Genomic DNA, 23,035 nt, shown 5'->3' on the forward strand with positions numbered 1-23,035 from the left:
GGTAGCGAACAGCTGCGTTTACGGGCTTATTTCGCCGGAGTGGCCGCAGCCTGCTGGGCCCTGAGCGCCTGGGCGGCGGCTGCGCCTCCTCCCTTGTCGTCGCCGCCGACCTGCACCATCGGCTGGGCAAACGAGATGTCGTTGGCGAGGAAAACTTCGCGGATCTTGGCGTAGGCCTTGCGGCGGATATAGGTCTGCATGCCCGGTACCGTTGTCATCGCGAAGCTCAGGACGATGCCGTAATCGGCAAACTGTTCGACGCCCTTCATCTTCAACGGCTCGATGAAGAGCTTTCCGAGTTCGGGATCCTCCTTCAAGTCCTCGCCGACTTTCTTGGTGAGCTTGCGCGCCTTTTCGATATCGGTGTCGAAGCCGACGGTGATCCTGAACTTGTCGATCACCCAGTCGCGGCTCATGTTTTCCACCGCACCGAGTTCGCCGAAGGGGACGGTGAAGACGGGCCCGCGGTGATGGCGCAGGCGCACCGAGCGCAGGCTGAAGCCTTCGACTGTTCCCTTGTAATCCTTGGCCTGGATATATTCGCCGACGCGGAAGGCATCGTCGAGCATGTAAAAGACGCCGCTGATGACATCCTTCACCAGCGTCTGCGAGCCGAAGCCGATGGCGACGCCGAAGATGCCGGCGCCGGCGATCAGTGGAGCGATCTGGACGCCCATCTGCGACAGCACGATGAGGCCGGCCATGACCGCGACGATGACGGCGAGCGCATTGCGGAAAATCGGCAGAAGAGTGCGGAAGCGTGCCCGCCGCGCGGCATCCGCCGGAGCGAGCGATGTCGTATCGGTCGAGACACGGATCGTCCGGTCGATCCAGCCTCTGGCCAGCTGCCAGAGAAAATCGGCGACGACGATGATCAGGATGCTCTTCAATGCGCCATAGAACAGGGCGGCGAAGATCGGATCGCGGCGCCCCAGCGTATCGGGATTGAATTGCCAGACGAGCACGAGCCAGCCGACGGCGAGCGCAATGGCGATCGCGCGTGCGCCGCGCACAACGATAATGCCCTGAAGGCTGCTGAGATCGCTGACGAAGGAACCGGCGATTCGGCCGACGGTGTTCAGCGCTGACGGCAGGGCAAGCGCATAGACGCCGATCCAGAAGAGGCCGCGCATGTTCACGCACCAGATCAGCCAGAGCAGGACGAGAAATGCGGCGAGCGCGGCCTTTCGCGACAGGGTCTTGCCGGAGGTCGACCAGAGGGCTTCGATCGCCAGAAGCAGGACGACGGCCGAGAAGCAGTAGCTGATGGCATCGGTGACCGGGGCCGAGACGCCGAGCGGCTCGCCGAGCGCGGCGATCGAAATCGCCAGGCAGAGAACCCCGGCAATGAGCGTCAGCCGTCTGCGCAGGGCAGGCGTCGAGGCGGCCGCTGCAAGCAGAACGGCAACGACGCGGAAGACAACGAAGGCGGAGAGAAAGGCAAGCAGCGAAATGCGCGCCAGCGGCGGCCAGTCGACCACAAAGAAGACGATCGCCATCGCCGCCGTGAAGATGCCGATCGGGATCAGCCGGCCAATCAGCGTTTCGCGACGGACGGCGAGTTTGCGGTAGACGCCTTCGGCGATCAGGCCAAGGCCGACGAGGCCGCCGAAGATGACGAAGACGGGGGCATAGCCGCGGCTCGTCGCATCCTGCCGGACACGGAGGATGGTAGCTCCGATCTCTATCGGAATATTCGGGATTGCCGTCAGTATTTCATGGACGCGGCCACGTGCCGCGGCCTCCCATTTTGCCAAAGGGGAGCTTTCAGCCGCTGGCGCCGGCTTTGCTGCAGGGGGCGCCGCGGCGGCCCTGGTGTCGAGCCAGGCCTTGACGTCGGGGTCCTGCAACAGGCGCACGAGGTCGTCGATCTTCTGTTGTGAAGCGGCGGGAGCAGGCGGAGCGGTTTGCGCCAAGGCGCCGAAGGCGAGGAAAAATGCGGCGGCGAGAGACAGAAACCATCTCATGATGACATCCCTACTGCGTCAGCGTCTGTGGTTCCAGATCGCCGCTCAGCGTCTGGTCGGCTGCCTTCTTCTTGGCGCGGTGTGGCTGGTCGACGATGATCGCGGGCGCCGCGACCGCCGTTGCGGCGACCGTGCCGATATTCGATACGGTGCCGCCGACCACAGCGGTGATACCTTCGCCGAGCGACACGTTGGATTCCGTCAGCGTCTGTCCGGTCATCAGCCGCTGGCCGATGAGCTGGACGATCTCCGGGCTTTCCGCGAATTTGCCGTGATTGAGGCCGTCTCCGCTTTTCACCTTGGTCAGGTCGATGGCGGTAATGCCGGCTTCCTCAAGCTTCGAGCGGTAGGGCTCCTCGGCCGGATTGATCGCGCCGAGACGGGAGACGCGGCCGGTTATGAAACTGGAGATGGCCAGCGCCTTATCGTCCTGCGAGACGAAGATCGTCAGCTTCGGACGCGGCGCGCCGCCCATCTCCACATATTGCTTGGCGAAGACCTGGATATCGATATCGGGGGAGGCGAGGATAACATTGTGAATCTTCGAATTCACATGGCCGTCGCGGATCCCCATCTGGCGCAGCGATTCCATCGCAAGCCAGGAGCCCATCGAATGGGCCATGACGGTGATGTCCTTCACATTCGGATCCGCGGCCAGCGTGCGCAGCGCCTGCTCGAGGCCGGTGCGCGAATAGTTGGTGCTTTCCTTGTCGTATTGATAGGCGGTGATCTCTGCGCGCGAGGGCCAAGTGAAAAGCACCGGCACCGCATTCATCTTGCTGTCATGGACGATCTGCGCCAGCCGGAAGACGGAATCCTCATAGGTATTGTTGAAGCCGTGGATGAAGACCAGCGCATGGCCACCCTTCGTATGCTGGCTGAACCACGTCCGCCCCTGAGCGATCGTATCGATCTGCGAGACATGGGTGACGGCAAACTCAGTTGCCGGATTGGGCGGCAGCCGCTTCGGCCATTCGACGGTACCCGCCTCGCGCTTCGCCGGGATCGAGACGGTGATCTGCGTCAGGTAGGGTTTCGGGCTGCGCTCACCGTTGAAGAGCGTGGCGGGGTCGCCGGATGGCTGGCGTGTCGTCGCCACCAGCATCTCCACCTTCGATGGCACGGGGGCCACCGTCGAGGCCGCGACCGGCACCATGACGCCATCAGGATGCCCGCAACCCGTCAGCAACAGGAGAAGGAGAATAGGGGCAACGCGTTTTACCATCTGCACATTCCGGCTGCTGCTCGAAGGGGATGTCCTGGAGGCGAACGCTAGCAGTTGGTGTCGACCGGGGCCTGTAGCATCATGTAATATCTGTAAGGACGGCTGCCCCTTTTGATCCGGCCGGCGCTTCATATGGCGGACTTTCCTGAGACCCGCCCCGGCCTTGCCTCCGGCGGCGGCAGGTATTTGTTGTCTTCAAGAAAACAAGCTGTCGATGAATATACGCCTTGTAATTGTCAGAAAAATTCACGCCTTCACAAGCTTTCCGATAGTATCCGTTTGTGCTAATTTATAATAATCGAAGATAGACTTGAGGCGTGGTTTCTGATTGTCCGGCCTGCGTTATTTCCTTGGTCTGCCACGTTTCTGCATATTCCGGAAAGTTCTTCCTTGGGGGAGGTAACGATGGGGAAATTTGTGGCCTTTCGGGCGATAATTCTGTATGAAAAATCCGGTTTTCGGCCGATGAGGCTGGCGGCCCTGGCGCTTGCGGGTGCTCTGTGCCTCCCGGTGGTCGCCGCTTACGCGCAGCAGCCGACGGATGCGCAGCGGAACGCCATCCGCTCGGCCTGCCGGTCGGACTTCATCGCGCAATGCTCAGGCGTGACGCCCGGAGGCATGGAAGCGCTGAACTGTCTGCAGCAGCATGACGCGTCACTTTCGAAGGCGTGCCGGGATGCGATCTCGGCGCTCGGCGGCAAGAAGAAATCGAGCGACGCTGCGCCGGCGCAGACACCCGCGGCTCAGCCAACGACCGCTGCAGCAGCGCCTGCCGCTCCGCCGAAACCAGCGGGACAGCCGACGGATGCGCAGCGGAATGCGATCAAATCGGCCTGCCGTTCGGATTTCATGGCGCAGTGCTCGGGCGTGACGCCGGGCGGATCGCAGGCGCTTGCCTGCCTTCAACAGCACAATGCGGCGCTCTCGCCATCCTGCCAGGCGGCGGTCGGCGCGCTCGGCGGTGGCGGATCGGCGCCCGCGGCCAATACCGCCAAGACGGCCGGTGGCGGCGCGCCCGCGGCGATGCCGATGGCGTCGTTTACACCGCGCGAAGAGTTGATCGTCATGCGCCGTACCTGCGGTCCGGATTTCCGGGCGTATTGCCGATCGGTGATGCTCGGCGGTGGCCGCGGGGTGAATTGCCTGCGCGAGAATTTTCAGCGCCTGTCGCCGACCTGCCAGCATGTGCTGACCAACGGTCTCTAGCTTCGGTGCCTAATGTCTCCATCCGCTTCGAGGGGAGGCGGAGCGGAGGTTCATCCCTGATCCATGATCCCCGCTAATCGCGCGGCGCGTTTCCGCCGCGCTTTCGCCTGCCGAAAATTCTGCATGCCGGAGCGCCACGGAAGGCATCTCCGATCCGCGCCGGCGGATACTCGATGAAACAACAAGACCCAAATGGAAGGCATTGCCATGTCATCGGTTTCTCCCATCGGAAAGCTTGCACGTCTCGTCGTCTATGGCTCGCTCGCGGCCTGCCTGATCCTGCCCAAACCGGCGGCCGCGGATGATGCGGAGGCCATTCTAAAGGCCATGTCGGATTATCTCGCGGCGCAGAAGACGATGTCCTTCACCTATCAGTCGGCGGTCGAGGCCGTCACGCCCGACTTCGAGAAGCTGCAATTCGTCAGCTCCGGTACCGCCAGTTTGTCACGGCCGGACAAGCTGCGGGTAACGCGAACCGGCGGCTTTGCCGATGTCGATGTCAGTTTCGATGGTTCGACGCTGACGGTGCACGGCAAGAATCTCGATGCCTATGCGTCGATCGAGGCGAAGGGATCGGTGGATGAATTGCTCGACCGGCTGATCGGCGCGGGAATGGAGGCGCCCGGTGCCGATCTCCTGGCGGCAAATGCCTTCAACCTGCTGATGACGGATGTGACCTCGGCGAAGCATATTTCCAGCGCCTATGTCGGCGGAGTCGAGTGCGAATATCTGACCTTCCGCACGCCGGAGATCGACTGGCAGATCTGGATCCAGTCCGGCGACAAGCCGATCCCGCGCCGCTACGTCATCACCAGCAAGCATGTCGGCCAGGCGCCGCAATACACGCTTGAGATCAGCGATTTCAAGACCGGTTCGGAGGTCGCCAATGCCTCCTACAAGATCGAGATTCCAGCCAATGCCAAGAAGGTGGATCTGAGCGAGCTACAATCGCTCGACGAGCTGCCTGCGCCCACCCAGCCCGGAGAAGTCAAATGAGATACGTGAAGCCGTTCCTTCTCGCCGCGCTGAGCGGTGCCTTTCTCTTCGCCGAGGCTGACGTGAAACCGGATGGATGGATGCCTGTCTCGGTCGAGTTCGCGACACCCGCCGGAGCCGTGATCGGCCGGCCGCTGACGCCGCTCTCCTATGCCGGCGTTGCGCGGCGCACGACGCGCCGCACCGTCATGTGGACGACAACAACGATTGCGGTTCTTCCGGCTGGGTGCGTCTATGGCGCCTATTATGGTGGTTACTACTACCGCTGCGGCTCCGGCTATTACGCCAAGAGCGGCGGCGTCTATGTGCGCGTCGTCGTGCAATAGGGCCGGTAATCACTCTGCTGCCTGAGGCGCCGGGTTTGCCCGGCGCTTTCTGTATTCCTCGAACCGTTGCAGCACGACATAGAAGGACGGCACGAAGAGGACGGCGAGGCAGGTCGAAGCGATCATGCCGCTGAAGACCGAGATGCCGATCGACTTGCGGGCGGACGCGCCGGCGCCGCTTGCCAGCACCAGCGGCACGACGCCGAGGATGAAGGCGAAGGATGTCATCAGGATCGGGCGGAAGCGCAGTCGGGCAGCCTCCACCGCCGCCTCCAGGATTTCCATGCCCTCGGCGCGCTTCTCACGCGCATATTCGACGATCAGGATCGCATTCTTCGAGGCAAGCGCGATCAGCAGGATGAGGCCGATCTGGGTGTAGAGGTTGTTGGCGACGCCGGCAGCACTCAAGGCCCCGACGGTGCCAAGCAGCGCCAGCGGCACGGCAAGCAGGACGGCGAGCGGCAGGATCCAGCTTTCATATTGCCCGGCCAGCACGAAATAGACGAGCAGCATCGCGAGCCCGAAGACGAAATAGATCTGCGTGCCGACGGCCTTCTCCTGATAGGAGAGCGCTGTCCATTCGAAACCGGAACCCGGTGGCAGGGTGCGATCGGCAATCTGTTCCATGACGTCGAGCGCCTGGCCGGAGCTGAAGCCTGCCGCGGAGCCGCCGACGATCGTTGCGGTCGGGTAGAGATTGTAGAGGCTGATCAGCGACGGCCCTTGGACGCTCTTCACATCGACGACGGTGCCGAGCGGCACCATCGTGCCGTCGCCCGCCTTGACGCTGAGGTTGCGGATATCCTCGGGACGGATGCGGAATTCGGGTGCCGCTTGCGCATAGACCTGGAAGGTGCGCCCGAATTTGTTGAACTGGGTGATGTAGCTCGAGCCGACATAGCCTGAGAGCGCCGAGAAGACCTGGCCGGTGGTGATCCCGAGCGTTTCCGCCTTGATGCGGTCGACCGAGACCGAAAGCTGCGGCACGCCGGCGCGGAACGACGTGCTGAGCCGCTGCAGCGAGGATTGCGCATTGCCGTTCTTGACGATCGCATCGGCTGTGGCCTGCAGCAGAGGAAAGTCGAAATTGCCGTTGCGGATCTCGACTTGCATGGTGAAGCCATTGGCGTTGCCGATGCCCTGGATCGGCGGCGGCACGACGACCAGCGTCTTCGCCTTCAGGACATCGGACAGCGCGCCGTTCAGGTGCTCGTAGATCGAGAAGAGATCCTGGCCCTTTTCCTTGCCCCTGACGTCCCAGTCCTTGAGGACGACATAGGCCACACCGGCATTCGGCAGGCTGGCGCTGTTGTCGAGAATGGAAATGCCGCTGATCGTCAGCACCTGATCGACGCCAGGCGTCCGCTGCGCGATCTTGCCGACCTCGGCCATCACTGCGTCGGTGCGCTCCTTCGAGGCGCCATCGGGCAGTTGCGCGCTGATCAGCACGTAGCCCTGGTCCTCGAGCGGCAGGAAGGCCGTCGGCAGCCTGGTGAGGCCCCAGATGGCGACGCCCATCAGGACGAGGGCGGCGAGAACGGCAAGGCCGCTGCGATGGACCATGCCGCCGATCAGCCGGGCATAGCCGTGCTCGGCCTTGTCATAGACCTTGTTGAAGCCGCGATAGAAGACATTGCGCTTTTCCGGCGGCACCGGCGGGCGTAGCCAGAGGGCGCACTGGGTCGGCTTCAGCGTCATGGCATTGATGGCGCTGATCAGCGCCGTGGCGGCGATGACGAGCGCGAATTGCTTGTAGAGTTGACCGGTAAGGCCCGGAAGGAAGGCGGCGGGGATGAAGACCGCCATCAGCACCAGCGTGATGCCGATAACAGGGCCGAACAGCTCGTCCATCGCCTTCTCGGCGGCTTTCCTGCCAGACATTCCCTGCTCGATATGGCGTGCCACGCCCTCGACGATGACGATCGCGTCGTCGACGACGATGCCGATCGCCAGCACGATGGCGAAGAGGGTGGAGAGATTGACCGTGAAGCCGAGTGCAGCCATCGCCGCGAAGGCGCCGATGATGGTGACCGGAACCGTCGTCGCCGGAACCAGCATCGCCCGCCAGTCCTGCAGGAAGACGAGGATGACGATCAGCACGAGCACGCCGGCCTCGATCAGAGTCACATAGACTTCGTCGATTGAGGCGGTCACGAATTTCGTGGTGTCGAACGGGACGTCATAGGCAAGGCCCGGCGGAAAGCTCTTCGCGAGCTCGGCCATTTTGGCCGCGACGTCCTTGGCGACGGTGATCGCATTGGCTTCCGGCAGCTGAAAAACGCCGATGCCGGCGGCCGGCCGGCCGTTCTGCATGAAGGACTGGCTGTAGGTCTGGGCACCGAGCTCGACCCGGCCGATGTCGCGGACGCGGGTGATCCGCCCGCCATTCTGGTCGTCGACCTTGACGATGATGTTTTCGTAATCGGCGGCCTCGTTCAGCCGTCCGTTGACGTTCAATGTATATTGGAAATCCTGCCCCGCGGGCACCGGCGGAATGCCGATCTGGCCAGCCGTCACTTCCTGGCTCTGCTGCTGCACGACATTGATCACGTCTTGCGGCGTCATCCCCGCGCTTTCAGGAGCTCGGGATTCATCCAAATGCGCATCGCATACTGGCCGGCGCCGAACACCGAGACATTGCCGACGCCGGGCAGGCGGGCGAGTTCGTTCTGCAGGTTGATGACGGCGTAGTTGGACAGGAACAGGCTGTCGTAACGGCTGTCAGGGGAGGTGAGGCTGACGAATTCGAGGATCGAGGTCGATTTCTTCTGCGTCGTGACGCCCTGCAGCTGAACGGCGTCGGGCAGCGATGACATGGCGATCGCCACGCGGTTCTGCACCAGAACCTGCGCCTGATCCGGATCGGTGCCGATGGCGAAGGTCACCGTCAGCGAGTAAGTGCCGTCGCTGGCGCTGGTCGACTGCATGTAGAGCATGTTCTGGACGCCGTTGACCTGCTGCTCGATCGGCAGCGCCACCGTATCGACCAACGTCTTGGCGCTGGCACCCGGATAGCGGGTCGTCACCTGCACGGTTGGCGGCACGACATTCGGATACTGCGCGACCGGTAGCTGGAAGAGCGCCACGGCGCCGATCAGCACGAAGACCAGCGCCAGGACATTGGCGAGGACGGGCCGCTCGATGAAGAAGCGAGAGATCATGCGCGCCTCCCGGGAATATCAGCCGAAGGAGGGCGGGGGCTCATTGGGCACCGGCCTGGGGCGCGGCGGCCCCGGAGGCGTCAGCCGTTGCCGGTATCTCCATCGTCGCCTTCTCGGGCGCCACCTTGTTGCCGGGAACGGCCTGCTGGAAACCCTCAGTGACGACCCAATCCTCGGCGCTGAGTCCGGATTCGATGACGCGCAGGCGTCCCTCGCTCTGGCCTGTCTTCACTAGCCGCTGCTCGACGGTATCGTCCTTGCCGACGACGAGCACGTAATTGCCCTGCTGGTTGATGCCGATCGCGTCGTCACGCACCAGAAGCGCCTTGTCCTCATGCCCGACGGGTACGCGCACGCGCACGAACAGCCCGGGCAGCAGCGCCCGATCCTTGTTCTCCACGACGCCGCGAACCGCCAGTGTCCCGGTCGAGGCGTCAACCTGTGGGGCGGCATAATCGAGGTGGCCCTTGAAGGGATAATCGGTCTCGCCCTGCAGGCCCATTTCGATCGGGATGTTGGGAAGATCGGTCTGCTTGAAGGTATGGCCCTGCGCCGCAAGCTCGCGCTTGATCATCAGCACCTGGCTCTCGCTGACATTGAAATTGGCATAGAGCGGATCGAGCTGGACGATGGTCGCGAGCGTCGTCGGCCCGGAGACGCCGACCAGCGTGCCGATCTCGACAAGATGCGCGGTGACCGTGCCGTCGAACGGAGCGGTGACGGTCGTGTAGCCGAGATTGATCTTTGCCAGTTCGAGGCTCGCCTGGGCGTTCAGGATGGTGGCATTCGCCTGGTCGAGCGTTGCCTTGGCGTTGTCGAGCGCCGTCTGCGTGCCGACTTTCTGGGCGCTCAGATTGACCTGGCGCGTATATTCCTGATTGGCTCCGACCTGTGCGGCCTGGGCCGAGGTCAGCGTCGCCTGCGCCTGATCGAGCTGCGCCTGATAGGTGTTGCTCTGGATGCCGAAGAGCTTGTCGCCGGCTTTGACAGCCGTGCCGTCGCGATAGTCGATCGTTTCGACGAAGCCCTGGACACGCGCCTCGATATCGACCGATTTGAAGGCGGCGGTATTGCCGGTCAGCTCGAAATATTTGGTGACGTTCTGCTGCAGCGGCTGCGCCATGCGCACCTTGGCGGGCGGTGGCTCGACATAGGTGTTGCCGTTGCCGTCACAGGCGGTAAGCCCGGCCGCACACAGGAGCGCGGCAAGCAGATGAAAACCCTGAGACCCTCCCTCACGCACCCTGTCACCTCATAATCTACGAGCTGCAGTCCCTATGCGCGTCCCCGGCAACCTAAGGGTTGCAAGGTTCAAAGCTATCACAATATGAAGCCGTATTTTTCAGAATTGCAATAGCCCGCTATCGATCCTGCTAACATGGCGGGCTAAGGCGAATGGGCTAGGCGGCGCGGAGCCTCCGATAGGTGAATGCGCCGCCGATCAGCAGGGCTGCCACTGCCACGATGGCAACGAGAACGTGCCGGTGCAGCGGCAGGTGGCCGAAGATCTGCTCGATGCCCTGTCCGAAGAGATAACCGATGGCGGTGAACAGCGTCCCCCAGATGACGGCGGCGACCGCGTTGACGGCCATGAAGGTCGCGGTCGGGACATTCGACATGCCGATCGCAACCGGGCTGATCGTGCGCAGGCCATAGACGAAGCGGAAGGCGAAGATGAAGCCGGCGGGATAGCGCTCGAGAAGCCTGTTGGCGCGCTGGAAGGCCGGTTGATCGACGAGCTTGCGGATGCGCGACCAGCGCCGCGCGTGGCGGCCGGTGAAGAAGAACAGCTGGTCGGCGATGAAGGACCCGGCGGCCGCGGCTGCTGCCGCTTCCCAATAGGTCATCAGGTGGCGATGGGCGAAGACGCCGCCGAGAATGACCGTGGTTTCCCCCTCGATGCCGGCACCGAGAAAGACGGCCAGCAGGCCGTATTTCGTAATCAGAAGCTCAAGGGTCATGGTCGCTGGCTCCGGTCACGGCTGGAAGATCAGCAGAACATAGGCAAGGAAAAGCACCAGATGAACGGCGCCCTGCATCATATGCGTGCGGCCGCTGGCGAAGGTGATCATGCTGACGGCCAATGTCAAAGTCAGCATCACCAGATCGGTGCCTTCCAGGCCAAGCCTGATCGGATGGCTGGAAATATGGGCAACCAGCAGCATGGCCGGTACCGTCAGGCCGATGGTCGAGAGCACCGAGCCCAGGAATATGTTGACCGAGCGCTGCAGGTTGTTGGCGATCGAGGCGCGGACGGCGCTCAGCGCCTCGGGCGTTGCGACAAGCACGGCCATGATGATGCCGCCGATGGCTGCGGGCGCATGCACCGTCTCGATGATGTAGTCGATCGGCCGGGCCAGCTGTTCGACCAGGAAAACGACGGGCACCATATAGGCGAAGAGCAGCAGGGCATGGAGCAAGATCGCGCCCTTCCGGAGAGGCGCGCGATGCTTCGGCTGCCCCGCTTCGCCCTCTTCGCTGAAATAGCGGTGGTGGCGGCCTGCCTGCAGCATCAGGAAGATGCTGTAGAGGCCGACCGAAATGACCACCAGGATCATTTGCCGCGGTGTCGAGGCCTGGCTGCCGTCGGCATGGATAAAGCTCGGCAGGATGAGGCTGAGTGCTGCCAGCGGCACGATGAGGCCGAGATAGGCATTGGCGCCCTGCATGTTGTGCTGCTGCTCCGGCCGCCGCCAGCCGCCGACCAGCAGAGATAGCCCGACCATGCCGTTCAGGATGATCATGACGACGGCAAAGAGCGTATCGCGGGCAAGCGTCGGGTTGTTGGCGCCGTGGATCATCACCGCGGAAATCGCCATGACCTCGATCGAGGTGATCGCCAGCGTCAGGATCAAGGTGCCGTAGGGTTCGCCAAGTTGTTCGGCGAGATGATCGGCATGGCGGACGACCGAAAGCGCCGAGCCGAGCACGGCGGCGAAGATCCAGAGAAAGATGACGGCAAACCAGGCCGGGTTTGTCAAATGGTCGAACAGCGCGTCTTCGAAGAGCAGGATGATGGCGCTGGTGACGAGCCCGATGCCCAGAAACCATTCCTCGCGCACGAGCCGCGCGATGCCGAAAGAGGGGACGGCCAGACTGTTGGTCATGACGACGGCAGCCCTGTTGGAAGATCCCGCCGCCGAATATGCATCAACGCCATCGCATCCCCCAACTCCTCGGCGGCTCCTCCCGCCGGCAGGAGCGTACACGTCTTTGCGATCTTCGGCGAGGGTGCGTGCCGAAGAGGGACAGTCCGGCATCCAGACCGAAGTGGCGGTCATGTTCTTGTGACCAGCGCCAGCGCTCGGGAACCGCAGGCCATCGTTCGCGTTTCTCCGCAGCCGACAGGAGATCCATCAATGAACATGGCCGCCAATATCAGCGAATTTAAGAGTGTAACAGGTGTCCCGGTGCTGCTCGCCGAGGCCCGCCGCAGCAAGGGCTATTCCCTAGACGACATGGCCGAAACATCCGGTCTGACCGTCAGCGAGATCGTGGCGCTGGAAAGCGGCAAGGATCAGGACCGGCAGCATATTCGCCGCATGGGCTCAGCACTCGGACTGCCGCTGGCCGCTCTCGGCATTTGAATGTTCCATATACAACTAGCCGGTCGGCAGGATGCCGCTGCGGCTTTCCAGGCGGTAGCGATGACCGGGATAGACGATGCGGGCGGTCGATACGACTCGCCGGCCCGACCATGTGCGGCGCCGGATCGTCAGGCACGGTTCGGTCTTCAGGATCATCAGCAGCTTGCATTCCCAGGGAAGCGGAACTGTCGCTTCGACGACATGTTCGGACCCGCTCAAGGGCGCGATCGCCGATAGATAGGCGTTCGGCGTGATCACCGAAAAATCTTGGTCTAGATAGTCGGGAGCGACCTCGGGATGAACGTAGCGATCCTCGATCTGGACCGGCACGCCATCCTCGCTGTGGACGATCAGTGAGTGGAAAACCGCCGAGCCGATCTCCAGCCCGAGCGCATCGGCGACATCAGGCGAAGCGGAGGCCTTGGCCAGGGAAACCACTGTCGCCTCGTGCAAATGGCCGCGTTCGGCGATCTCTTCGGCGATGTTGCGGACTTCGAAAAGCGCCGATACGCCTTTGCGTTCGGCAACGAACGAGCCGACGCCCTGGATGCGGATCAGCTCGCCCTCATTGGCAAGCTCGCGCAGCGCCCGGTTGGCCGTCATCTTGCTTACGCCGAGTTCCAGTACCAGCTCGTTTTCCGAGGGCACGCGATATTTCGGTGGCCACTCTCCGCTATGGATTCTGTCCAGAATGATCTGTTTGACGCCTGCGTAGAGCGGCGTAGCGTCATTGGCTGCCAGCTCTTTTTTCATCTCGCCGCTGCGTTTCATTGCCTAATCCCCGGGCACGATGATCAATCGCCAAAAATCTAAACTTAATTCTTGCATAACACAAATTTTTTCATATGGTACCATATACAACTTCCGCTGCTGACGCTGACGGAGGCAAGCCGGCGAAGATCGGTGGGTGACGACAAGTCAAGGCGAGCTTCAGAGGAGTAACACAATGAAATTCCATCATACCATTCTTGCGGGTGCGGCCATCGCGGCAGCGCTCTCCGCTCCGGTCATGGCAAAGGACTGGAAGACGGCGACCATTACGCTTGAGGGCGCTTACGCCCCTGGAACATGACCAATGCAGACGGCACGCTCGGCGGCTTCGAGCCGGAGCTTGCCAAGGTGCTCTGCGAACGCGCCAAGATCGAGTGCAAGCTGGTCGCTTCCGACTGGGACGGCATGATCCCGGCGCTGAACGCCGGCAAGTTCGACGTGATCATGGATGCGCTGTCGATCACCGACGAGCGCAAGAAGATCATTGATTTCACCGTTCCCTATGCTGCGACGCCCGCAGCCTTCGCAACGGCCAAGGACAGCCCCCTTGCCAATGCGGCCGGAACCGGCGCCGTGATCAAGATGACGCCCGGCCAGACCGGCGTGAAGGAAATCGAAGCCCTCAAGGAAGCCTTCAAGGGCAAGACGATCGGCATCCAGGCGGCAACCGTCTATGCCAAGTTCGTCTATGACAATTTCGGTTCGATCGCCGAAGTCCGTGAATACAAGACCGGCGCCGACCGCGATCTCGACCTGCAGAACGGCCGTATCGACCTCGGTTTCGACGACGCCGTCTACTTCAATAACGCCTTTGCATCGGCAAACGATACGCTGGCCTTCACCGGCCCAGAGATCGCCGGCTCCATCTGGGGCGAAGGCGAAGGACTTGGCGTGCGCAAGGAAGATACCGACCTGCGCGACAAGCTCAGCGAAGCCATCAAGTCGGCGCTTGCCGACGGCACCGTCAAGAACCTCTCGATGAAGTGGTTCAAGGTCGACGTCAGCCCGCAATGATCGCTGGCGGCTGACGCCGCCGCTACGCGGCCTCCGGCGCAAGCCGGAGGTCATCATTGCTATCTTGCTGCCGTAACGGACGGGGGATCGGACCTATGGCAACCCTGGGACTCCTGGGCTTTGGTGAAAATGGATGGGGCGCGCTGCTCCTCGTCGCGACGCTGATGACACTGGCCGTCACCGCGACGGCGCTGTTGATCGGGGCCGTGCTCGGCACGATCATCGCCTCGGCGAAATTGTCCGGCAATTTCCTGCTGGTCACCATCGGCAATATCTATACGACCGTCTTTCGCGGTGTCCCCGAGCTCCTGATCATCTACCTGATCTATTTCGGCGGCTCGTCGGCGGTTACCGCGATCGGCCGATCGCTGGGCTATGAAGGCTTTCTCGGCCTGCCGTCCTTCGCGGCCGGCGCGCTTGCCGTCGGAATCATTTCCGGCGCCTATCAGGCCGAAGTCTATCGCGGCGCATATCTCGCGATCTCCAAGGGAGAGCTTGAGGCCGCCTCGGCAATCGGCATGCATCGCATGATGCGGCTTCGCCGGATCATCATGCCGCAGGTTCTGCGCTTTGCCATTCCTGGGCTTGGTAACGTTTGGCAGCTGAGTCTGAAGGACTCGGCGCTGATTTCGGTGACCGGTCTTGCGGAGCTGATGCGCACCAGCCAGGTCGCGGCAGGCTCCACCCGCCAGTATTTCCTGTTCTTCATCGCCGGCGGCCTGCTTTACCTGCTGCTGACCAGCCTGTCCGACCGCATCTTCAACGGCGCCGAGCGGCGCGCCAACCGCAGCCTGGCGCCGGCTGCCATGGGGCAGGCGTGATGGATATCGAGTTTCTCACATCCACGATGGTCACGCTGCTGAAGGCCGTTCCGACGACCCTCATGCTGTTTTCACTGTCGATCTTCTTCGGCGGTCTGCTGGCGCTCGTCATCGTCTCCATGCGCGTCAGCGGCAATCCGATCCTTTCCGGTTTTGCCAAGGGCTACATCTTCGTGTTCCGCGGCTCGCCGCTGCTGATCCAGATGTTCCTGGTGTTCTACGGGCTCGGTCAGTTCGGCTTCATCCGCTATTCCTTCCTCTGGCCGTTCCTGCGCGAGCCGGTCGTCTGCGCGGTGCTGTCGCTGGCGCTCTGCACTGCCGGATATTCGGCCGAGATCTTCCGCAGCGGCATCCGCGCCGTCTCGCCGAAGGAGATCGAGGCGGCCCGCGCCATCGGCATGTCCGGCTTCCTGATGGTTCGCCGCATCATTGCGCCGATCGCCTTCCGCCACGCGCTGCCGGCCTATTCGACCGAGATCGTGCTGATGATGAAATCGACGGCGCTGGCGAGCCTTGTCACGGTCTGGGAAGTGACGGGCGTCGCGCAACGCCTGATCTCGCAGACCTACCGGACGATGGAGGTCTTCCTCTGCGCCGCGCTGATCTATCTCATCCTGAATTTCCTCATCCTGCAGGCCATGGCCCTGCTCGAATATTCGCTCTCCAAACACCGCCGCGCCGTTCCGCCGGCACTCAAGGCTTAAGGAGCAAATCACCATGCCCGGTGTGACCCGTCTTTCCGTTCGCAACATTCGCAAGAGCTTCGGCACGCATGAGGTTCTGCGCGGTATCTCGCTAGAGGCGCAGGATGGCGACGTGATCTCGCTGCTCGGAGCTTCGGGATCCGGCAAGTCGACCTTCCTGCGCTGCATCAATCTTCTGGAGACCGCCAGCGATGGCGAGATCTGGGTGGATGGCGAGCAGATCCGCATGGTGCACAAGAATGGCCGCGCGCGTCCGGCGAGCCAGAAGCAGGTCGATCATATCCGCTCGGAACTCGGCATGGTGTTCCAGAGCTTCAATCTCTGGTCCCACATGACCATCCTGCAGAATGTCATCGAAGGTCCCGTTCACGTTCTCAAGCGCCCCAGGGCGGAGTGCATCGCCGAGGCCGAAGTGCTGCTGGAAAAGGTCGGCATCGCCGACAAGCGCCATGCCTACCCGGCGCATCTTTCGGGTGGCCAACAGCAGCGCGCTGCGATCGCCCGTGCGCTTGCCATGAAGCCGAAGGTCATGCTCTTCGACGAGCCGACCTCGGCGCTCGACCCGGAACTGGTCGGCGAAGTTCTCCGCGTCATGCGCGCGCTCGCCGAAGAGGGGATGACGATGCTCGTCGTCACCCATGAAATGAGCTTTGCCCGCAACGTTTCCAACCGTGTCGTCTTCATGCGTGAGGGGCTGGTGGAAAGCAGCGGTTCGCCGGACGATATGTTCGGCAGCGGCGCAACACCCGCCTTCCGCCAGTTCATCGGTCACTTCGGAACCGGGCAATGAGCATCGTCGTTGTAGACCGCCTTTCATGGCGGGACGTCGCCAGGGTCGGGGACGGGGAGACGCTGTCCGTCTCGAAGGAAGCCGCAGCGCGGATTGCCACTGCCAGCGCGATCGTCGAAAGCATCGTGGCGGCGGGAACCCGCGCCTATGGCATCAATACCGGCGTCGGCGCGCTTTCCGATACGGTTGTCGACCGGCAATCGCAGAGCCGTCTGTCCCGAAACATCATCCTGAGCCACGCCTGCGGTGTTGGCCCGCTGCTGGCGCCACGCGAAGTCCGCGCCATCATCGCCGCGCAGATCGCCAATTTCGCGCATGGGCATTCGGGTGTCCGTCCGGAGATCGTCGCTACGCTGGCCGCGTTGCTCGAGCATGATTGCATCCCCGAAGTGCCCTCGAAGGGATCGGCGGGCTATCTCACCCACAATGCCCATACCGCGCTGGTGCTGATCGGCGAGGGCTATGCGACGATCAAGGGTGATCGCAAGACTGGACGCGAGGCGCTTGCCGCGATCGGGCTGCAGCCCCTGGTACTACGCGCCAAGGAAGGGCTGAGCCTCGTCAACGGAACGGCCTGCGCGACTGGCCTGCTCTCTGTCGCTCTCGGCCGCGCGGAGCGTCTGCTTTCCTGGGCCGATGCGGCGGCTGCTCTGACGCTCGAGGCCGTTGGCTGCCAGATGGCGGCTTTCGATGAGGCAGTCCTGGCGCTCCGGCCATCCAAGGGCATCGCCAAGGTCGGCGCTGGGCTGCGGGCTCGCCTTGCCGGTAGCGGCTTGATCGCCAAGGCCGCCGGGAAGCGCACGCAGGATGCACTCAGCCTGCGCGCCGTGCCGCATGCCCATGGCGCTGCCTGGGATGTCTTCGAGCAGACCGGCGCGGTCGCCAATCAGGAGCTGGCTTCGGTCACCGATAATCCCGCCGTCTCGGGGACGCCGGAAAATCCTGTCGTTTCTTCCGAGGCGCATGCGGTCGCTCCGGCTCTCGCTCTCGCAGCGGACAGCCTCGCAATCGCGCTCGCCCAGCTTTCGGCAATGAGCGAGCGCCGGACGGATCGCCTCGTCAATCCGCTGGTCAGCGGCCTGCCGGCCTTTCTCGCCAGCGACGCCGGCAGCCATTCCGGCTTCATGATCGCGCAATACACCGCGGCGGCGCTCAGCAACGAGAACCGCCGTCTGGCCGCCCCCGCCGCAACGGATGGCGGCATCACCTCGGCCCTGCAGGAGGATTTTCTTGCGCATCCGACGGCAGCGGCAAACAAGCTGCTGGCCATCATCGACAATGCCGAGCATATCCTGGCGATCGAGCTGATGGCGGCAGCCCAGGCACATGATTTCCTGACGGCGAACGGAACGCGCGCCAAGGGAACCGAGGCGATCCATTCGGCTATCCGCTCGGTGATTGCCCATTACGAAGATGACCGCCCGCTCGGCGCGGATATCGAGACGCTGAAATCCCTGATCACCGCGCAGATGCCGGCGCAATAATGCGAGAGACGAGAGCGATGCCCGCAGAATTCGATGTTGCCATCATTGGCCTCGGCGCAATGGGCAGTGCTGCCGCGGCCTTCGCCGCCTCGCGCGGCGCCAAGGTGATCGGCATCGAGGCACATTATCCGGCGCATGCGCTAAGCTCTTCCCATGGCGACAGCCGCCTGATCCGGCTCGGCTATTTCGAGGACCCGTCCTATGTGCCGTTGCTGAAGCGCGCCTATGAGAACTGGCGGATGCTCGAGGCGCGGCTCAGGGAAGAGATCCTGACGGTGACGGGTGTTCTCCAGATCGGCCGTCCCGACAGCAAGATCGTCAGCGGAACGCTCGCCTCCTGCAAGATGCACGGCCTGACGCATGAGCTGCTCGACAAGCACGAAATGGCGCGGCGCTATCCGGCCTTCGCGCTCGATTATGACGAGATCGGCCTGCTCGATCCGCAGGGTGGCTATATCCGCCCGGAGGCGGCGATCATGGGCTTTCTCAAGCTTGCGGTTGGTGATGGCGCCGAACTGCATTTCGGCGAACGGGTCGAGGCCATTTCGCCGGATGCGGACGGCGTCACCGTCATCTCGGCCAATGGCCGCTACCACGCTAGAAAGGTGATCATCGCGACGGGAGCGTGGATTGCCGAGCTCGTTCCGGAACTCGTCTCGAAGGCGCAGCCGATCCGTCAGGTCGTCGCCTGGTATCAGCCGGAAGACGGCTTCATCGCCCAGCCGGGCCGGATGACCTGCTTCCTGCGCGACGACGGCGAGAACGGCTCCTTCTTCGGCTTCCCGGCGATCGGCGCCGACGGTGTGAAGATCGGCCGCCACGCGCATTTCCGCGAGCCGATCGACCCCACGCTGCCCAATCCGCCCGTCAACGGCGCCGATACCGAGCTGCTCGACACCTTCGCCCGAAAGCGCCTTCCCAAGGCCGCCTCGCATCGTATCCGCGCCACGACCTGCCGTTACACGATGCTGCCGAGCGAGGACTTCCTCATCGATTTCGCCCCGGCAACCGCAACGTCGTGGTGTCCTCTGCCTGCTCCGGCCACGGCTTCAAATTCACCAGCGTCATCGGCGAAATCCTTTCGGACCTCGCCCTCGACGGCGGCACCAAACTTCCGACGTCGCTCTTCTCGTTCGAACGGCATTTTCCGAAGGGATGATGGTGCCGCGCTCCAGCCGGCACCATCATCAGCCTCAAGCGCTTGCCTTCTGCCGGTAGGCGGAAACGGTGAGCCAGATGGCCGAGACGAGGAAGTAGAAGGCGCCGAAGGCGGCGTAGGGGGCGATGTCGAGGATCGATGGCGGCATGGAGCCCAGCGACTTGCCGATCATGAATCCCCCGCGAGCGCCGATTGGGCGCCGCTGAGGATCATCGCCCACTGGGCGCCGTATGAACGCCAGCGGCGGACACCCGTATAGAGCTGCAGCAGGCCCGACAGGATCGCCCAGACGCCGAAGACGGCGAGGACCGCGTAGCTGTCCTTCATGACTGCGACGATGACGACGATGGTCATGATCGTGCTGGTCGCGACGTTCAGGCTCTGCGACCTGTTTGCCGCCAGGCCGCCATTGGCGCGGGCATCGATCAGATTGGCGAGCGCATCCCAGGCCGGATAGATGACGAGCAGCAAGGCGGCGATGGCCGGCTGGCCTGCCGCCAGGATCGCTGCACCCACCCAGACAACCGAGAAGGCCGCACGGGCGTAATAATAGGACCGCAGCCAGCTCGACTGTGCCGACGATTGAACTTGCATGATAAAATCCTTATGTTGATGCCTCCCTACTAATAGGTAGGCATATTATGGATGTCAACACATCGTTTCAGCAGGTGGGTGATGGCAGCGTTGACTGGCCATCCTACTAGCAGGTAGGTAATCGGGATGAACCAGATGACGACAGCAGACGCGATCCTCGATCACGCGCAGAAACTGATCGTGGCAGGCGGCTATAACGGCTTCAGCTACGGCGATATTTCAGATGCCATCGGCATCCGCAGGGCGAGCATCCACCACCATTTCCCGACCAAAGCCCATCTGGTCTCGGTGCTTGTCGAGCGCTATGTCGGCCGCGCCCGCGAGGGACTGCAATCGATCAAAACGCATGTCGACGATCCCGCAGCGCAGATCGGCGCCTATCTCGATTACTGGCAGCAATGCGTGACGGATGGTGCTCAGCCCTTCTGCGTCTGCGCCATGCTGGCGAGCGAGATGCAGATGCTGCCCGACGAAGTCGCGGCGCAGGTCCGCCGGCATTTCGCAAACCTCTCGGAATGGCTGGCGTCGGTGCTGCAGTCCGGTGTCGAGAAGGGCGTGTTCCGCCTCAAGGGGTCGCCGGAAGAAGAGGCGCAAATTCTGATGGCGGCGGTTCACGGCGCCTTGCTGTCGGCGCGCGCCTTTGCTGATCCGGATATCTTCCGCGCCATCATGCGCCCGCAGATGGAGCGGCTCGAGCCGCAATAGTACCCGGTTTGATGCCGGCCGGAGAGGCTGTGGCGTCTGCCACGTTTCCCTCCGGCCGAGTATGTCTTGAGCTCGTCAGGACGAGATCTTGTCGCCGGTCTTGGTCTCGAAGTCGGAGGCGTCGTGGCGCTCGCGAAGCTGCTCGGAAGGCTCTCCGAAGACGCGGTTGACCATGCGACCGCGCTTCACGGCGGGGCGGGCAGCGATTTCGGCCGTCCAGCGCTGCACGTTCTTGTAGCTCTCGACTTCGAGGAAGGTGCCGGCTTCGCCATAGGCCTTGCCCTGGGCAAGGTTGCCGTACCACGGCCAGATGGCGATATCGGCGATTGAGTATTCGTCGCCCGACATGTAGCGGTGGGTGCCGAGATGCCGATCGAGGACGTCGAGCTGGCGCTTGACCTCCATCGAGAAGCGGTCGATCGCATACTGGATGTGGATCGGAGCATAGGCATAGAAATGGCCGAAGCCGCCGCCGAGATAGGGCGCCGAGGCCATCTGCCAGAAGAGCCAGTTCATGGTCTCGGTATGGGCCTTGTGTTCCTGCGGCAGGAAGGCGCCGAACTTGCGGGCGAGATAGAGCAGGATCGAGCCGCTTTCGAAGACGCGGGTCGGTTCGGCCGTCGAGCGGTCGAGAAGTGCCGGGATCTTGGAGTTCGGATTGACCTCGACAAAGCCGGAGCCGAACTGGTCGCCGTCACCGATCTTGATCAGCCATGCGTCATACTCGGCGCCCTTGTGGCCGGCCGCCAGCAGCTCTTCGAGCATGATGGTGACCTTGACGCCGTTCGGCGTTGCCAGCGAATAGAGCTGCAGCGGGTGCTTGCCGACCGGAAGCTCCTTGTCATGCGTAGGACCGGCGATCGGCCGGTTGATATTGGCAAATTGGCCGCCATTGCCCTTTTCCCACGTCCAGACCTTGGGAACCTGGTATCCGGCGGGAAAATTGTCGGCTGGATTCTTGTCGCTCATTCTCGCTATCCTCTTGATTTATCGGCACGGACCATAGCGCAGGCCGCCACCGGGGGCAGTCATTTCTTTTGGACGATCGATATCAGGCCGTCGCCGTTTATCGAAGGTTCGACGGACATATAGTCATTGATCGACGGATAATCAGGGAGGTGCAGATCGTGGCCGGCCGCCGTGATCACCATGACGGATGCGCCGGCTGCGGCACCCGCCTGAACGCCGGCTTCGACATCTTCGAAAACCAGGCATTGCGAGGCGGCGACGCCGACTTTCTCCGCGCCGAGAATATAGCCCTGCGGATTGGGCTTGCCGACCGAAACATCCTCGCTGGTCACCATATAGCGCGGCACGGTGAGGCCCGCAGCGCCAAGGCGGCGCAGAGCCAGCACCTTGGTCGAAGACGTGACGATCGCCCAGCGCTCCGGCGGCAGTGCGGCGAGAAAATCGGCGGCACCGGGGATTGCGACGACGCCCTCGACATCCTCGATCTCGGCCTGCGTGATCTTCTCGGCTTCCGCCTCGGGATCAACACCCGGCAGACCGAGCTGACGGATGGTGTCGACGCCGCGCTTTCCGTGCATCGTCGGAAGAAACTTCACCGGATCGAGCCCATGGCGCTCCGCCCATGCGCCCCAGACGCGCTCGGCGGCCGCCGTCGAGCTCAGGATCGTGCCATCCATATCGAACAGGAATGCCGCAAACTTCTTGCCGGGTTCGGGAAACATCTTGGCTCCTTGAATTGCGTAGAGGGTCCGGGGGATATCACCCGGTGATACGGCCGAGCACGCGATCGAGCGCCTGCGTCAGCGCCGCGGCTCCACCCTTGTCCTTGAAGTCGCGCAGGACCTGCTCGTTCAGCCCGCCCGCGGTTGCGAATTCGCGGCTCATCTCCTGAAAGTCGACGTGGCTTCCGGCAAGTACAGCCGTTTCAGACAAGCCCGCAAAGAGTGGCGCGAGATAGGCGCGGCCTTTTTCGGCGGGCAGTCCCTTGGTCTCCAGCCATTCCGTCGTCTGCTGCATGATACCGAAATAGGTCGCCATCAGCGCACTTGCTGCGGCAAGCAGATCATATTCCTGCTTGGTCTCGCATTCGACGGCATTTCCCATCAGGTTGAAGATCGCGGCCGTCCGCGGATCCGGCGGGTAGACGGCGGTTACGCCGCTGCGCCTGGCGACGAAGGGCAAGGGGATCGCCTGCGTCAAGCGTACATCGGCACCGATCCAATCCAGAAGCGCGTCGCGCCCTGTCGCGGCGATAACGCTGATGACCGTCTGGCCGTCCCGGAAGCGAAGCGGGCGCACGACTTCCTCGGCGACCTGTGGGCGGATGGCCAGCACGACGACATCGCAGCTATCGACGATATCCTGATTGTCATCGCTGACATGCACAGCCGGAAAATCGGCAGCGAGCTTGGCCGAGATCGCCGTGCTGCGAGAGGATACTACGGCTTGCACCGCGGCGGCAGGCTCGATCAGAAGACCGCGTACCATTGCGTCGGTGATGGCGCCTGTTCCAATAAAGCCGATGTTTTGCGGGAGGGACATGCTCGTATGCCGTT

At 62.8% G+C, this 23,035-nt stretch carries 18 protein-coding genes and 4 pseudogenes; 11 read left to right on the forward strand and 11 right to left on the reverse strand.

The window, feature by feature from the left end:
• Positions 1 to 26: 26 nt before the first annotated feature.
• Positions 27 to 1,967: a mechanosensitive ion channel family protein gene (locus F2982_RS27525; RefSeq protein ID WP_203430612.1), complete on the reverse strand. Its 1,941-nt coding sequence runs from the start codon at positions 1,965 to 1,967 to the stop codon at positions 27 to 29.
• A gap of 10 nt (positions 1,968 to 1,977) precedes the next feature.
• On the reverse strand, positions 1,978 to 3,192 hold the full coding sequence (locus tag F2982_RS27530; RefSeq protein WP_203430613.1) for an alpha/beta hydrolase: 1,215 nt from the start codon (positions 3,190 to 3,192) through the stop codon (positions 1,978 to 1,980).
• 465 nt (positions 3,193 to 3,657) lie between these two features.
• Here F2982_RS27530 and F2982_RS27535 point away from each other — a divergent pair, with 465 nt between their 5' ends.
• From F2982_RS27535 to F2982_RS27545, 3 genes are all read left to right on the forward strand, one after another.
• Complete coding sequence (locus F2982_RS27535) at positions 3,658 to 4,398, forward strand: cysteine rich repeat-containing protein (protein ID WP_246777619.1); 741 nt, start codon at positions 3,658 to 3,660, stop codon at positions 4,396 to 4,398.
• A gap of 207 nt (positions 4,399 to 4,605) precedes the next feature.
• Positions 4,606 to 5,394 carry a DUF2092 domain-containing protein gene (locus F2982_RS27540; protein ID WP_203430615.1) on the forward strand — a complete coding sequence of 263 codons (789 nt, stop codon included), beginning with the start codon at positions 4,606 to 4,608 and terminating at the stop codon, positions 5,392 to 5,394.
• Entirely contained in the window at positions 5,391 to 5,720 is a 330-nt protein-coding gene (locus F2982_RS27545; protein WP_112711140.1) for a hypothetical protein, read from the forward strand. The genes F2982_RS27540 and F2982_RS27545 overlap by 4 nt, the downstream gene beginning before the upstream one ends.
• Before the next feature lie 9 nt (positions 5,721 to 5,729).
• On the opposite strand, the pseudogene F2982_RS27550 reads toward F2982_RS27545, so the two are convergent.
• The 4 genes and pseudogenes from F2982_RS27550 to F2982_RS27565 all read right to left on the reverse strand — a co-directional run bounded on the left by F2982_RS27550 (position 5,730) and on the right by F2982_RS27565 (position 11,988).
• Positions 5,730 to 8,881: pseudogene (locus tag F2982_RS27550) on the reverse strand (multidrug efflux RND transporter permease subunit).
• 40 nt (positions 8,882 to 8,921) lie between these two features.
• Positions 8,922 to 10,094: an efflux RND transporter periplasmic adaptor subunit gene (locus F2982_RS27555; protein WP_246777669.1), complete on the reverse strand. Its 1,173-nt coding sequence runs from the start codon at positions 10,092 to 10,094 to the stop codon at positions 8,922 to 8,924.
• Between the two features lie 187 nt (positions 10,095 to 10,281).
• Positions 10,282 to 10,842 carry a DedA family protein gene (locus F2982_RS27560; RefSeq protein ID WP_203430616.1) on the reverse strand — a complete coding sequence of 187 codons (561 nt, stop codon included), beginning with the start codon at positions 10,840 to 10,842 and terminating at the stop codon, positions 10,282 to 10,284.
• 15 nt (positions 10,843 to 10,857) lie between these two features.
• A complete protein-coding gene (locus tag F2982_RS27565; protein ID WP_112711137.1) occupies positions 10,858 to 11,988 on the reverse strand; it encodes a calcium:proton antiporter in 1,131 nt (376 codons plus the stop codon).
• A 252-nt stretch (positions 11,989 to 12,240) separates the two neighbouring features.
• Between F2982_RS27565 and F2982_RS27570 the strand changes: the two genes are divergently transcribed.
• Positions 12,241 to 12,468: a helix-turn-helix transcriptional regulator gene (locus F2982_RS27570; RefSeq protein WP_203430617.1), complete on the forward strand. Its 228-nt coding sequence runs from the start codon at positions 12,241 to 12,243 to the stop codon at positions 12,466 to 12,468.
• A gap of 15 nt (positions 12,469 to 12,483) precedes the next feature.
• On the opposite strand, the gene hutC is transcribed toward F2982_RS27570, so the two are convergent.
• Complete coding sequence (gene hutC, locus F2982_RS27575; protein WP_112711135.1) at positions 12,484 to 13,239, reverse strand: histidine utilization repressor; 756 nt, start codon at positions 13,237 to 13,239, stop codon at positions 12,484 to 12,486.
• 175 nt (positions 13,240 to 13,414) lie between these two features.
• On the opposite strand from hutC, the pseudogene F2982_RS27580 reads away from it, so the two are divergent.
• From F2982_RS27580 to solA, 6 genes and pseudogenes are all read left to right on the forward strand, one after another.
• A pseudogene (locus F2982_RS27580) lies at positions 13,415 to 14,253 on the forward strand (transporter substrate-binding domain-containing protein).
• Between the two features lie 95 nt (positions 14,254 to 14,348).
• Positions 14,349 to 15,074 (forward strand): ABC transporter permease subunit, encoded by a 726-nt coding sequence (locus F2982_RS27585; RefSeq protein ID WP_112711133.1) that lies wholly within the window; start codon positions 14,349 to 14,351, stop codon positions 15,072 to 15,074.
• Entirely contained in the window at positions 15,074 to 15,778 is a 705-nt protein-coding gene (locus F2982_RS27590; protein ID WP_112711132.1) for an ABC transporter permease subunit, read from the forward strand. The genes F2982_RS27585 and F2982_RS27590 overlap by 1 nt, the downstream gene beginning before the upstream one ends.
• 13 nt (positions 15,779 to 15,791) lie before the next feature.
• Positions 15,792 to 16,568: an ATP-binding cassette domain-containing protein gene (locus F2982_RS27595; RefSeq protein WP_203430618.1), complete on the forward strand. Its 777-nt coding sequence runs from the start codon at positions 15,792 to 15,794 to the stop codon at positions 16,566 to 16,568.
• Positions 16,565 to 18,052: a histidine ammonia-lyase gene (gene hutH / locus F2982_RS27600; RefSeq protein ID WP_203430619.1), complete on the forward strand. Its 1,488-nt coding sequence runs from the start codon at positions 16,565 to 16,567 to the stop codon at positions 18,050 to 18,052. Before F2982_RS27595 ends, hutH begins: the two co-directional genes overlap by 4 nt.
• Positions 18,053 to 18,069: 17 nt before the next feature.
• Positions 18,070 to 19,211, forward strand: a pseudogene (gene solA / locus F2982_RS27605) (N-methyl-L-tryptophan oxidase).
• A 34-nt stretch (positions 19,212 to 19,245) separates the two neighbouring features.
• Here solA and F2982_RS27610 read toward each other — a convergent pair.
• Positions 19,246 to 19,805, reverse strand: a pseudogene (locus F2982_RS27610) (DUF308 domain-containing protein).
• A gap of 126 nt (positions 19,806 to 19,931) precedes the next feature.
• Between F2982_RS27610 and F2982_RS27615 the strand changes: the two are divergent.
• Complete coding sequence (locus F2982_RS27615; protein ID WP_203430620.1) at positions 19,932 to 20,510, forward strand: TetR/AcrR family transcriptional regulator; 579 nt, start codon at positions 19,932 to 19,934, stop codon at positions 20,508 to 20,510.
• Positions 20,511 to 20,585: 75 nt separating this feature from the next.
• Here F2982_RS27615 and yghU read toward each other — a convergent pair whose 3' ends face one another.
• From yghU to F2982_RS27630, 3 genes are read right to left on the reverse strand one after another with little or no spacing between them, the layout of a single operon-like run.
• Positions 20,586 to 21,479: a glutathione-dependent disulfide-bond oxidoreductase gene (gene yghU, locus F2982_RS27620; protein WP_199628214.1), complete on the reverse strand. Its 894-nt coding sequence runs from the start codon at positions 21,477 to 21,479 to the stop codon at positions 20,586 to 20,588.
• A gap of 59 nt (positions 21,480 to 21,538) precedes the next feature.
• The gene (locus F2982_RS27625; RefSeq protein WP_203430621.1) at positions 21,539 to 22,201 is read right to left on the reverse strand and encodes an HAD-IA family hydrolase; all 663 of its coding nucleotides are present in this window, start codon (positions 22,199 to 22,201) and stop codon (positions 21,539 to 21,541) included.
• A gap of 37 nt (positions 22,202 to 22,238) precedes the next feature.
• Positions 22,239 to 23,021, reverse strand: a complete 783-nt coding sequence (locus F2982_RS27630) for a pyrroline-5-carboxylate reductase (RefSeq protein WP_203430622.1) — start codon at positions 23,019 to 23,021, stop codon at positions 22,239 to 22,241.
• Positions 23,022 to 23,035: the final 14 nt, after the last annotated feature.

The organism is Rhizobium sp. BG4 (assembly GCF_016864575.1).
Taxonomy (GTDB): Bacteria; Pseudomonadota; Alphaproteobacteria; order Rhizobiales; family Rhizobiaceae; genus Rhizobium.